Source organism: Photobacterium carnosum (assembly GCF_002849605.1).
GTDB lineage: Bacteria > Pseudomonadota > Gammaproteobacteria > Enterobacterales > Vibrionaceae > Photobacterium > Photobacterium carnosum.
The window spans coordinates 1-12,978 of record NZ_NPIB01000032.1; the positions used below are offsets into that span (position 1 = coordinate 1).

Sequence of the window (12,978 nt, forward strand, 5' to 3'; positions counted from 1 at the left end):
TAAACCCAGCACCAGAAAAAAGCCCTGACTTCCCTACTCTATAACCCCAATTTCACCACAATGAACTACCTTAAAAGGAGACATTTTAATCGGGGAATAATGAGGACATTTTAAAAGAGAGAAAACAACGCTAATGAGCTTCATTTAAAATCGAGGTTATAAGCCTCGTTTTAATATGTTTTCATCCGCTAGAATAGCCAAAATAGAACATGTCTATTTTGTTAAAAGTGTAATGAAATCAGCCAACAGCGCGGTTACTCTTAATTGTTATTAAAACAGCGTAAAACCGACATTGTGTAGCATGGTTAAATGTTCTTATTTATCACAGATGTTTACCATGGCATGTTAAAGCAGCACGATTCGCGCTACATTGTTTTAATGTGCGCCATCTAATTGATTTAGCTAAGTGTTTCAATATCGACAGTTAAATCATCAGCTAACTGTTCTAATTGTTGTTGAATCATGGCTGCACTGATTTCAAGGGGAGTGTGTAACTGAAATTCAGCCACAAAAATAGGGTAGCCCCAGTTAGGTGCGCTTTGGGTGTTGGTTTTAAGTTTGGCAATATTGACGCCAAGTTGGGCTAAATGGCGTGTTACTTCTTTTACTATGCCCCGACGATCATTACCTGTTACGGTAAGCTGTTGAGTGACATAAGCGGTCACGGTTTGAGTGTGATCTTCTACGATGTGAATGTGTAATGCTTCAATGTCAGTTAATGCTTTGCGAAGTAATTGAAAGTGTTCTGTTGCAACGTCTATTTGTATTATTCCTGCAAACTGCCCGCCAAGTTGGCTAAGTGAACTGCTGAGCCAATTGGCATGATTAAAGTAGACGGTATCGGATAACTGCTCTACAAGCCCTGGTTTGTCTTTACCTATAATGGTCACAATCAGTTGTTTCATTAGGTCAGTCCTTGTCGCTATAACATGATGATGGTGTTTATTAGAGTGGTTGTTTTTAAGCATGGCTGTAAAATACGGTTTAGCCAACTCAAATCATCATCACAATGGTCTTTGTCATAAATCTGTCATTAAATAGCAATACACTTTTGAGCGTATAAATAGGTTAGAGGTCATAATGGCAAACGCCAGCACATTACTAAGGAAAGAAAATCGTTTTCGTCGAGGTAAAGATCAATTAACTCGCGTCGGCGTGACGGCGGGTGGTATTTTTGTTTTGATCACCTTGATGCTGATTTTCTTTTATTTACTGTATGTGATTGTGCCTATTTTCTCATCTGTTGCTGTTAATCCTAAACAGCACTTATCATTATCTGTAACCAGCAAAACAGCGTTGTTAGGGGTTGATGACAGTAATAAGATTGCTTATCGTTTTAGTCACGATGGTAAGGTTATTTTTGTCGATCTACACTCACCATCGCCATCAGCAACCATACTAAAACAACAGACGATCATTAAAAATCCGACTGCGTATGCGGTGAGTTTGCCGCGTGATGATATGGTGGCTTATGCTACGGCACAAGGACAGGTTAAGATCGTTAAACCTGCGTTTGCCCTTACTTTTTCTGAGGCAAATAAGCACTTACAACCCAGCATTCAATATCCTTTTGGTCAAACGCCATTAGCACTTGCTCCCGCAGGAGAGACCATCACGCAATTAGCTATTTCTGGGCGTGATGATCGTACTATTGTGGTCGGTAAAACGGCGACTAATCAACTTTATGGGTTGAGCTTATTACTGCCCGAAAATGTGGTGCAACGGGCGAATGGATGGCAACAGCAGCGGTTTGATATTACTAATACCCCCGCTAAAATTGATGATTTTCAATTAACCCCAGATGGTAAGACGCTGTATGTGTTGAGTGGATCCAATTTATATTTATATAAGTTAACCGCTAACACGGCTTTTCTGCGTAAAATTGAAAATATTGCTACAGGTAACAGTAAGCCAGTATCGATTACCCTGTTGTCTGGCGCAAATTCATTATTGATTACCAATTCTGATAATACGATTTCGCAATGGTTTGAAGTGGTAAAACAAGGAAAGCGTCAGTTAATCAGTGTCAGAACGTTTCATTTTTCGGCCAGCCCATTAGTTAAAATTGTGCCTGAATATTACCGTAAAGGCTTTTTTGCGATTCAGAAAGACGGCACGACCTCGGCTTATTACACTGCTGAGCGTAAAGTTATATACAAAGATAAAGTCTTCACTAAAGTACCGACTGATATTGCCATTTCTCCCAAAGCGAATTTATTAGTAACGCTCGATAATGGGCAATTGCAGAGTTACCAAGTTAAAAATGCGCATCCTGATATTGGGTTATCATCGTTATTACAAAAAGTATGGTATGAAGGTTATGCCGAACCTGATTATGTATGGCAATCCACCTCTGCCAGTGATGAATTTGAGCCGAAATTAAGCTTAGTGCCGATCGTGTTTGGGACGCTGAAAGCGGCGGTTTATTCGATGTTTTTTGCGATTCCATTAGCATTGGCTGGCGCGATTTATACTGCTTATTTTATGTCAAATAAAGTCAGAAGGGTGATCAAACCCACGGTTGAATTGATGGAAGCCTTACCTACCGTTATTTTGGGATTTCTAGCGGGAGTATGGTTAGCGCCTATTGTTGAGCAATATTTAGCAGGCATAGCGCTTGGAATTGTGTTGTTACCGTTGGCTATTATTGTCGTTGGTTGGAGTTGGTCAATGTTGCCCGGACAATGGCGATCACGTGTTCCCAATGGTTTTCATATTGCCTTGTTAATCCCGGTGATTATAGCGGTAACCTATGGTTGTTTTGGTTTAAGCCCGTGGATTGAAACGCAGTTTTTTAATGGTGATTTACAAGGCTATTTAAATAACCATTTAGGTATCGGTTATGATCAGCGTAATGCGCTTATTGTTGGTATCGCGATGGGGTTTGCGGTTATTCCGACGATTTTTACTATTGCCGAAGATGCTATTTTCTCGGTGCCAGCGCATTTGACCAAAGGCTCATTAGCTTTAGGGGCAACCCAATGGCAGACTTTAACCAAAGTGGTGTTACTCACTGCTAGCCCCGGTATTTTTTCTGCGATCATGATGGGACTTGGGCGCGCAGTCGGTGAAACCATGATTGTATTAATGGCAACGGGTAACACCCCTGTTATGGATTGGAACTTACTGCAAGGGTTACGTACTTTAGCAGCCACCATCGCTATTGAAATGCCCGAATCAGAAGTGGGTAGCTCGCATTATCGAGTGTTATTCCTGGCCGCCTTTGTACTGTTTGTATTTACCTTTGTATTTAATACGATTGCTGAAGTTGTTCGTCAACGACTACGTGCAAAATACAGTTCGTTATAATAAGTGATACAGCAATGATTAAATGGTTTAAATCTGGTTCGCCATGGATTTGGTTAACCGCGGGTGCCGTCAGCTTGAGCTTGGTTGCTGTACTCGGTTTATTGTTATTAATTGGCTATAAAGGCTTGAGTTATTTTTGGCCCGCACCCGTGTATCAGTTTGATGTTAATATCAATGGTAAACCGCAAGTCGTTATTGGTGAACTCTATCAACGTACCATGGTACCGGTAGATCAATTGGCAGATGCGGGTGTCGATGTTAGTCAATTTACTGAAGACAGTGTGCCGCGTTATTTAATTAAAACCGGTAATCGTGGTCAGGGTACACTCGATTTCTTAACCGTATTAAGCACTCAAATCATTCATCAACAAATCGCCAATAATATTGCGGTGGTTGATCGTGAAAGTAATGGTAAGTTCTATGGCTACCCAGTCAGTGTAATTGAAGGCGGTGAACCTCAACCGTTATCTCAACTTACGGTGGCGTTAGCACAAGCCAATAAAGTCCGTTCGGAATTGCGATCTTTACAAAATAATGAGATTGCCAATATTAACTGGCATTTAGAACGGTTACGCATTGAAAAACGCCGCTTAGAATTACGCGGTAAGCTCACGGTGGCGGATGGACAACGTATCGATCGTGAGCAAGCCAATTACAATACGATTTATAAAAACATTGAAAATCGACTATTTGCATTACAAGGGCAATTAGACACTGACGCGCTAGTGTTACGCGATCAAAGTGGCGCTAATGTTACGATTCCGATGATGCAAGTGTTGGATATGTGGCAACCCAATAATTTGTCGTGGCTTGAAAAAGTACAACATTGGGGCCATCAAGTTTATAAGTTTTTATCTGAAGCACCACGTGAAGCAAATACCGAAGGCGGTGTGTTTCCAGCCATCTTTGGTACGGTGTTTATGGTGTTATTAATGAGTATCATGGTGACACCATTAGGGGTACTTGCTGCGGTTTATTTACATGAATATGCCAGTAATAATCGGTTTACAAATTTAATTCGTATTGCCGTGATCAATCTCGCGGGCGTACCGTCAATTGTGTATGGTGTGTTTGGATTAGGCTTCTTTGTCTATATGGTTGGCGGCACTATTGATGATGTGTTCTTCTCTGCTCAATTGCCGACCCCGACCTTTGGTACACCGGGCATTTTATGGTCGGCATTAACACTCGCTATCATGACTTTACCGGTAGTTATTGTGTCAACCGAAGAAGGGTTAGCCCGTATTCCAAGTTCAGTACGTAATGGTTCGTTAGCACTTGGCGCGACACAAGCGGAAACCTTATGGCGGATTGTATTGCCGATGGCGAGCCCAGCTATCATGACTGGATTGATTCTTGCTGTTGCACGGGCGGCAGGAGAAGTAGCGCCATTAATGCTGGTGGGGGTAGTGAAAATGGCCCCGACCTTGCCGCTAGATATGCATTTTCCATATGTACACTTAGATAGAAAATTCATGAACTTAGGATTTCATGTGTATGATGTTGCCTTTCAAAGTCCTAATGTTGAAGCTGCGCGGCCATTAGTGTACGCAACCTCGTTTCTATTAGTCACGGTTATTATTAGTTTAAACTTAACGGCTATTGCGATTCGTAATCACCTTCGGGAAAAATTCCGCGCTTTAGAGCAATAACCCTAAATATCAATAAGATGAGAACAACTATGTATAACGATCGTTCGCTCTTTACTGACCACCCACCAATGGGGTTATTTGAGCCATTAGATTTATCGCTATTAGCCGAAGATAAAACCGCATTGTCGATAGAAGGTTTAAACCTCCATTATGGTCAAACGCAGGCATTATTTGATATCAACATGCGGATTGCTAAAGGCCAAGTTACTGCATTTATTGGTCCTTCAGGGTGTGGTAAATCAACGTTATTGAGCTGTATTAATCGCATGAATGATCTGATTGATGGCTGTCATATTGACGGTAAAGTCATGCTTCATGGTCAGAATGTGTATGATAAAAAGGTTGATGTTGCAGCGCTGCGGCGTCAAGTTGGAATGGTATTTCAGCGTCCCAATCCTTTTCCTAAATCAATCTATGAAAATGTTGTTTACGGACTGCGATTGCAAGGGATCAACGATCGCCGCGTGCTTGATGATGCGGTTGAAAGTTCACTGCGTTCAGCGGCATTGTGGGATGAAGTAAAAGGGCGGTTGCATGAGAATGCATTTGGTTTGTCAGGCGGTCAGCAACAACGATTAGTGATCGCGCGGGCAATAGCGATTGAACCTGAGATTTTATTATTAGATGAGCCAACATCAGCCTTGGATCCGATATCAACCTTAACCATTGAAGAGTTGATTAATGAGCTTAAAGCAAAATATACCGTTATCATCGTCACTCATAATATGCAGCAAGCGGCGCGAGTTTCCGATCAAACCGCTTTTATGCATATGGGTGAGCTAGTGGAATATACCAGTACCAATGATATATTTACCACTCCCAAAGAAAAACGTACTGAGGATTATATTACAGGGCGTTATGGTTAAGGACCGACAGCATGTTAAATACAATTAGCCTTGGCCGTCATATTTCAGGTCAGTTCAATCATGAATTAGAAAGTATTCGAACCCATGTGTTAGCCATGGGTGGCTTGGTTGAACAGCAGTTAGCAGATAGCTTAAAAGCATTACATAAACAAAATGAAGAATTAGCCAAAAGAGTTATTAGAGACGATCATAAAGTCAATGCGATGGAAGTGGCCATTGATGAAGCTTGCACGCGTATCATTGCCAAGCGTCAGCCGACAGCCAGTGATTTACGGTTAGTGATTGCGATTATTAAAACCATTACTGATTTAGAGCGGATTGGTGATGTTGCTGAAAGTATTGCAAAAGTGGCGTCGGAAAATTTCACCAATAAGCAATATAACTTATTAGTTTCACTGGAATCGTTAGGCCAACACGCGGTGCGAATGTTGCACGAAACCTTAGATGCTTTTGCCCGAATGGATGTAAAAGCGGCAATTGAAGTGTATCAAGAAGATGATCGTATTGATCGTGAATATGAAGCGATCATACGGCAATTAATGACTTATATGATGGAAGATCCTAATTCAATACCGAATGTGATGAAGGTAATGTGGGCTGCGCGTTCCATTGAACGGGTGGGGGATCGCTGCCAAAATATTTGTGAATATATTATCTATTTTGTACAGGGCAAAGATATTCGCCACACTAACCCTGAAGATATTAAAAATATGCTTTAGCAACAAATATTGCTTATGTTGTAGCGACACTAAAATTAAGCGATATCGTAAAAATAAAAAGGGACGTGATGATCTTAAATAAGATGATACGTCCCGTTTTTGTTTGTGGTGGCAATGATTATCACAGCTTAAGTTGAGCCACCACTGCCGCTATATTTGCGATTCCCGTGATTGGAATGGCGAAATCGTCAATATCAGCGCTACCCATATGCGCTTGTTTCGCTACCATAATCATATGACTTGGACGCGTGGTTTTACCTGACAGGTGGATCTCATTAATGCCGGTTCGAGCAATGATGTCACGCACGTTATGACTATTGACGCCCGCGCCCGCCATAATTTTCAAATGATTACCACAGTGTTGATGCATTTGGTTAATCATGCCAATACCGTCATAAGCATTGGCTTGTAAACCTGATGTGAGAATGCGTTCACAGCCTGCCGCCATAATCGTATCGAGTGCTGCCATTGGCTTAGCACATTGATCGATGGCGCGATGAAAGGTGATCCCCATTCCTTGGGCTTGTTTAACGAGACTCGTAAGAATGTCGTTATCCACTAAGCCATGTGCGGTTAATACACCAACAACCACGCCTTGTAATCCCGCTTGTTTAGCCGCAAAAATATCTGCCAGCATTATTTCAACATCGTCACTGCTGAATAAAAAATCACCTTGGCGCGGGCGAATCATCGCATAAACAGGAATGGTGGCATATTTAGCGGCGGCAGACATAAACCCAGCGCTAGGTGTGAGTCCACCGAGCGCTAACGATGAGCACAGTTCGATACGGGTTGCACCCGCTTGTTGCGCATTATGAAGCGATTCAAGATTATCGATACAAACTTCAAGTTGAATAGTCATTGATTATTAACAGTATGGTATTTAAGAGGGTATTTAGTGTAGAAGATTATTGCAGAGGGGGCGAACAGCGGTGATTGATAATGTGCGGTTGGTTGAAAATGAAATAACGAGGTAAAACGCGAGATAAAAAAAGGGCCCGGTATATTCCGGGCCTCATTCTATTTTTATTTGAGCTGACTTTGGCTCTATGTAGCACTAATGCAATTCATAACACCGTGAGCATGGTGTTAGTAGGTAATTATTTTTTACCTAAGTCTGCAGTGTGCTCAGATAGGTAGTCCGCTACACCTTTTGGTGATGCGTCCATACCTGCTTTACCTTCTTCCCACTGTGCAGGACATACTTCGCCATGCTTCTGGTGGAAGTTCAATGCATCAACCATACGTAGCATTTCATCGATGTTACGACCTAATGGTAAGTCGTTAACTACTTGATGACGAACCATGCCGTCTTCATCGATAAGGAAAGAACCACGGAAAGCAACACCCGCTTCTGGATGCTCAACATCGTAAGCTTTACAGATTTCGTGCTTAATATCAGCAACTAGTGGGTATTTAACTTGACCGATACCGCCATCTTTAATAGCAGTGTTACGCCATGCGTTGTGCGAGAACTGTGAATCAATTGAAACACCAATAATTTCTACACCCTTCGCTTGGAAATCTTCAAAGCGTTTATCAAAAGCAATAAGCTCAGATGGGCATACGAAAGTGAAGTCTAGTGGGTAAAAGAAAACTACTGCTTTTTTACCTTTAGTAAATTCTGCAAAGTTGAATGTATCAACGATTTCGCCGTTACCTAGAACAGCTGCAGCAGTAAAATCTGGTGCTTGACGACCTACTAGTACCATTTTGGTGCTCCTTAAATATCGGGGTTTGCCAACCTTTTTAGGCGGGCTCCATACTTGGACGAGACAAACTATAGCTAAACTGTTAAATTGAAAAAAGCGGAATAAACAGATTAAAGTAATCGAAAAATACGATGAATAAATTTCCATCACTTAAACAGCTACATTATTTAGTTACTCTATCGGAAACACACCATTTTGGCGAAGCGGCTAAACGGTGTTTTGTGAGCCAGTCGACACTAAGCTCTGGTATTCAAAATCTTGAGATGTTACTTGACTGCCATCTTGTCGAACGGGATACAAAGGCTAAAACCTTAGTGTTTACCTCAATGGGAGAACAAGTGGTAGAAAGAGCACGAGAGTTATTAGCGTGCAGCCGCGATTTGGTAGAGCTTTCTCGTTGTTGTGGTGATGGTATGGAAGGGCCACTAAGGGTTGGTTGTATTCCTACTATAGCGCCATTTTTGCTGTGTGGTTTAGTACAGCAGGTGAATGTGCTATATCCTAAGCTCAATTTATTATTACGTGAAGATACCACTACCAACTTATTAGCAGCGCTGCAACATGGTGAAATGGATGTGCTAATTTTAGCATTACCTGTTGATATTCATGGGATGGCAAGTAAAGTTGTCGGGCGTGATGCGTTTAAGATGGTGATCAGTAAACAACAAGCATCTTCAGTAACGATGCCGCTACATTATGCCGACTTGCCTGATAAATCTGTGTTTTTATTAGAGAAAGAACATTGTTTAACTGAGCATGCGGTATCGGCATGTCAATTGACGGCGAAAGAGAAAATTAATCCATTTACAGCCACGAGTTTACACACTGTTGTACAAATGGTTGCTAATGGCTTAGGCATGACTTTTATTCCACAGATGGCAATTAAACATGGCATCTTAGAGAACCAAAATTTGGTCGTTATTGAGCCACCAGGTAAAGATGCTTATCGTGAAATTGGTTTAGTATGGCGACCAACGTCAAGCCGTACTGCTACCTTTGAAAAGTTAGGTGATATCGTTAAAAGTTTATTGTAAATATATTTAATTGTTGCTGGTGGCATAATAAGCCTGAAATTATTCATAATAAGACGTTGTAATATCTGCGTACTTATTATGATTGTTCAGGCTTTTTTATTATCTTTAATATTGATAGTTGTTATTTTTAGTGGTTTTTAGTTGAATATGTTAATTGTTATCAAATAATTAACATATTCTATTATCGAGTGAATTATCTATAACTTACTGTTTTGTTGATTTAATATATTTCTTCTTACAAATTAGGCATTTGTTTGTATTGTTATTCGATTATTTTATTTATTTAATCTTGTTGTTTTATTCTAATTAATTGTTTATTAATCATAATGTTACAGCTAAAATGTATCGGGACATTTATCTTTAAACTATTTTCAAATAATGGCGAAAAACAGGTTTAGTGTAATTTAATTACGTAACTGCATACAAAAAAGCATTATTTTTCAATAAATCTAAATTCCGAGTTAATGGCTAATAATATTAGGAATTAAGTATATTACATAGTGGTTATGCTTTTTTAATTAATTGAATTTAAACGATTTTTATTTTTATTTTGTAATGGAATAAATCAGTATTATTTGCATTCCAAGCAAGGTTACGGCAACGTAAACATACGCTTAAAATAATTCAACAGGAAATCATTGCTTTTGTTATTGATAAAAGTAGTGATTAAGTTACATGCTGGAGGCGCATATGATAGATACAGCCATTCAAGCAAACGATCATTCTCAGTTATTACTGCAGCAACCGTTGACGGAACAACAACAGCAAATTTTAACCACCGATGCATTATTGTTTATTGCGCAGTTAGTTGAACGTTTTGCTGAACGAGTACCGTTATTGTTAGAGGCCCGTGAATTGCAGCAATTAGCGATTGATCGTGGTCAACTACCTGACTTTTCACCGGAGACGCGTTGCATCAGAGAGTCTGAGTGGAAAATACAAAATATTCCCCATGACTTGCAAGATCGTCGCGTTGAAATTACTGGCCCTGTCGATCGTAAAATGGTGATTAACGCATTAAATGCCAATGTAAAAGTATTCATGGCTGACTTTGAAGATTCGTTTTCACCGACTTGGAATGCGATTATTGATGGTCATCAAAACTTACGTGACGCAGTTAATGGCACTATCAGTTATACCCATCCTAAAACAGGCAAGTTATATCAACTTGATGATGATCCTGCGGTATTGATTTGTCGTGTCCGTGGTCTGCATTTACTTGAGAAAAATTTATTATGGAATGGTCAGCCTATTCCTGGCGCATTACTTGATTTTGCTTTGTATTTTTATTTGAACCACCAAGCGTTATTAGCCAAAGGCAGTGGCCCATATTTCTATTTACCCAAATTACAATCTGCTCGAGAAGCAGCATGGTGGAGTGATGTCTTTAGTTTTACTGAAGACCAATTTGGTTTAACGCGCGGTACTATTAAAGCGACGGTATTGATTGAAACCTTACCTGCTGCATTTGAGATGGATGAAATACTGTTCAATCTTAAAGAACATATTGTTGGCCTTAATTGTGGTCGTTGGGATTATATTTTTAGCTATATAAAAACCTTACGTAATTTTCCTGATCGTATTTTACCTGATCGCCAAGTGGTGACCATGGAAAAACCATTTCTTAATGCTTATTCACGGTTATTAGTCCGTACTTGTCATCGTCGTGGGGCATTAGCAATGGGCGGTATGGCGGCATTTATTCCAGCAAAAGATCCCAAGCAACAAGCATGGGTATTAAATAAGATTCAAACGGATAAAGCGCTTGAGGCAAATAATGGTCACGATGGCACATGGGTTGCGCATCCAGGATTAGCCGATACTGCGCGCGCTATTTTTGATGATGTACTCGATCAACGTGTTAATCAATTGAATGTTAGTCGAGAAGACGATGCGCCAATTACAGCGGCTGAATTATTAGCCCCTTGTGATGGAGAGCGAACAGAAGCGGGTATGCGACATAATATTCGAGTGGCTGTGCGATACATTGAAGCGTGGATTTCGGGTAATGGTTGTGTGCCTATCTATGGCTTGATGGAAGATGCGGCAACCGCTGAAATTGCACGAGCGTCAATTTGGCAATGGATAAAACACGGTAAAACGTTATCCAATGGTCAAGTAGTTACCAAAGCATTATTTGCACAAATGTTGACTGAAGAAATGCAAGTATTGCAACAAGAGTTAGGGCAAGAGCGAATTGAAAATGGACGTTTTGATGAGGCTACCTATTTAATGTCGCACTTAGCCACTAGTGATGAGTTAGACAACTTCCTGACCTTAAAAGGTTATGACTATTTAGTGTAATAACGGATTACCGCCAAGTGATTAGAGGGATATTATAATGACATTAACTCGCCAACAACAAATTGCTGCCCTAGAACAAGATTGGGCTGAAAATCCACGCTGGAAACACGTCAAGCGTACTTATACCGCAGAAGAGGTGGTTAATCTTCGTGGTTCGTTTATTCCTGAACATACTATTGCTCAACGTGGTGCTGAAAAATTATGGGAACTGGTTAATGGTAGTGCTAAAAAAGGCTATGTTAACTGTCTCGGTGCTTTGACGGGGGGACAAGCTGTTCAGCAAGCAAAAGCGGGTATTGAAGCGATTTATTTATCGGGTTGGCAAGTTGCGGCAGATAATAATACCGCCTCAGCAATGTACCCTGATCAGTCTTTATACCCAGTAGATTCAGTACCTGCGGTTGTAAAACGTATTAATAATTCGTTTCGTCGTGCAGATCAAATTCAATGGTCTAATGGTGGCTCACCCGCGGATGGGATTGACTATTTCTTGCCGATTGTCGCTGATGCAGAAGCGGGTTTTGGTGGGGTGCTAAATGCGTATGAATTAATGCGTAATATGATTGAAGCCGGTGCCGCTGGGGTTCACTTTGAAGATCAATTAGCATCAGTGAAAAAATGTGGTCATATGGGCGGTAAAGTATTAGTTCCAACCCAAGAAGCGGTGCAAAAGTTAGTGGCGGCACGTTTAGCTGCTGATGTGGCGGGAACGACAACGTTAGTGATTGCACGTACTGATGCGAATGCGGCAGATCTGTTAACGTCTGATTGTGATTTATATGATAAAGATTTTATTATTGGCGATCGCTCAGCCGAAGGTTTTTATCGTGTTCGCGCAGGGATTGATCAGGCTATTTCGCGTGGTTTGGCGTATGCACCTTATGCGGATTTAATTTGGTGTGAAACCGCTAAGCCGTGTTTAGAAGAAGCGCGTAAATTTGCTGAAGCGATTCATGAGCAATACCCTGATCAGTTATTGGCTTATAACTGTTCACCGTCATTTAATTGGGAAAAGAACCTTGATGCTGAAACCATCGCTAAATTCCAACAAGAATTAGCGAACATGGGTTATAAGTACCAGTTTATTACTTTGGCAGGTATCCATAATATGTGGTTCAACATGTTTGAACTTGCTCATGCTTACGCACAGGGTGAAGGGATGCGTCATTATGTTGAAAAAGTACAACGTCCTGAATTTGAAGCGGCGGATAAAGGTTATACTTTTGTTGCCCATCAGCAAGAAGTAGGAACGGGTTACTTTGATATTATGACTAACACCATTCAAGGTGGTAATTCGTCAGTGACGGCTTTAACAGGATCAACTGAAGAAGAACAGTTTAAGTAAACGTATTATCTACGGAAATTAATCTATCGAGGGGAGC

At 40.7% G+C, this 12,978-nt stretch carries 10 protein-coding genes; 7 read left to right on the top strand and 3 right to left on the bottom strand.

Annotated features, from left to right (window positions below; genetic code table 11):
- Positions 1–398: 398 nt before the first annotated feature.
- On the bottom strand, positions 399–905 hold the full coding sequence (locus CIK00_RS18855) for a glycine cleavage system transcriptional repressor (RefSeq protein ID WP_101770151.1): 507 nt from the start codon (positions 903–905) through the stop codon (positions 399–401).
- A 175-nt stretch (positions 906–1,080) separates the two neighbouring features.
- On the opposite strand from CIK00_RS18855, the gene CIK00_RS18860 reads away from it, so the two are divergent.
- The 4 genes from CIK00_RS18860 to phoU are packed head-to-tail and all read left to right on the top strand — an operon-like array spanning position 1,081 to position 6,546.
- Entirely contained in the window at positions 1,081–3,309 is a 2,229-nt protein-coding gene (locus CIK00_RS18860) for an ABC transporter permease subunit (protein ID WP_101770152.1), read from the top strand.
- Between the two features lie 14 nt (positions 3,310–3,323).
- Positions 3,324–4,961, top strand: coding sequence for a phosphate ABC transporter permease PstA (gene pstA / locus CIK00_RS18865; protein WP_101770153.1), 1,638 nt, complete (start codon positions 3,324–3,326; stop codon positions 4,959–4,961).
- A gap of 29 nt (positions 4,962–4,990) precedes the next feature.
- Positions 4,991–5,827 (top strand): phosphate ABC transporter ATP-binding protein PstB, encoded by an 837-nt coding sequence (pstB, locus tag CIK00_RS18870; protein WP_181314829.1) that lies wholly within the window; start codon positions 4,991–4,993, stop codon positions 5,825–5,827.
- 11 nt (positions 5,828–5,838) lie between these two features.
- Positions 5,839–6,546, top strand: a complete 708-nt coding sequence (phoU, locus tag CIK00_RS18875; protein WP_045037146.1) for a phosphate signaling complex protein PhoU — start codon at positions 5,839–5,841, stop codon at positions 6,544–6,546.
- Between the two features lie 121 nt (positions 6,547–6,667).
- Here the strand turns inward: phoU and CIK00_RS18880 are convergent, their stop codons facing one another.
- Together CIK00_RS18880 and CIK00_RS18885 are read right to left on the bottom strand one after the other, a co-directional pair.
- The gene (locus CIK00_RS18880) at positions 6,668–7,408 is read right to left on the bottom strand and encodes a copper homeostasis protein CutC (RefSeq protein WP_101770154.1); all 741 of its coding nucleotides are present in this window, start codon (positions 7,406–7,408) and stop codon (positions 6,668–6,670) included.
- Positions 7,409–7,646: 238 nt separating this feature from the next.
- Positions 7,647–8,258, bottom strand: coding sequence for a peroxiredoxin C (locus CIK00_RS18885; RefSeq protein ID WP_101770155.1), 612 nt, complete (start codon positions 8,256–8,258; stop codon positions 7,647–7,649).
- A 131-nt stretch (positions 8,259–8,389) separates the two neighbouring features.
- On the opposite strand from CIK00_RS18885, the gene CIK00_RS18890 reads away from it, so the two are divergent.
- The 3 genes from CIK00_RS18890 to aceA all read left to right on the top strand — a co-directional run bounded on the left by CIK00_RS18890 (position 8,390) and on the right by aceA (position 12,941).
- The gene (locus tag CIK00_RS18890; protein WP_101770156.1) at positions 8,390–9,292 is read left to right on the top strand and encodes a hydrogen peroxide-inducible genes activator; all 903 of its coding nucleotides are present in this window, start codon (positions 8,390–8,392) and stop codon (positions 9,290–9,292) included.
- A gap of 690 nt (positions 9,293–9,982) precedes the next feature.
- Entirely contained in the window at positions 9,983–11,596 is a 1,614-nt protein-coding gene (aceB, locus tag CIK00_RS18895) for a malate synthase A (protein WP_101770157.1), read from the top strand.
- Between the two features lie 37 nt (positions 11,597–11,633).
- The gene (gene aceA / locus CIK00_RS18900; protein ID WP_101770158.1) at positions 11,634–12,941 is read left to right on the top strand and encodes an isocitrate lyase; all 1,308 of its coding nucleotides are present in this window, start codon (positions 11,634–11,636) and stop codon (positions 12,939–12,941) included.
- Positions 12,942–12,978 lie beyond the last annotated feature (37 nt).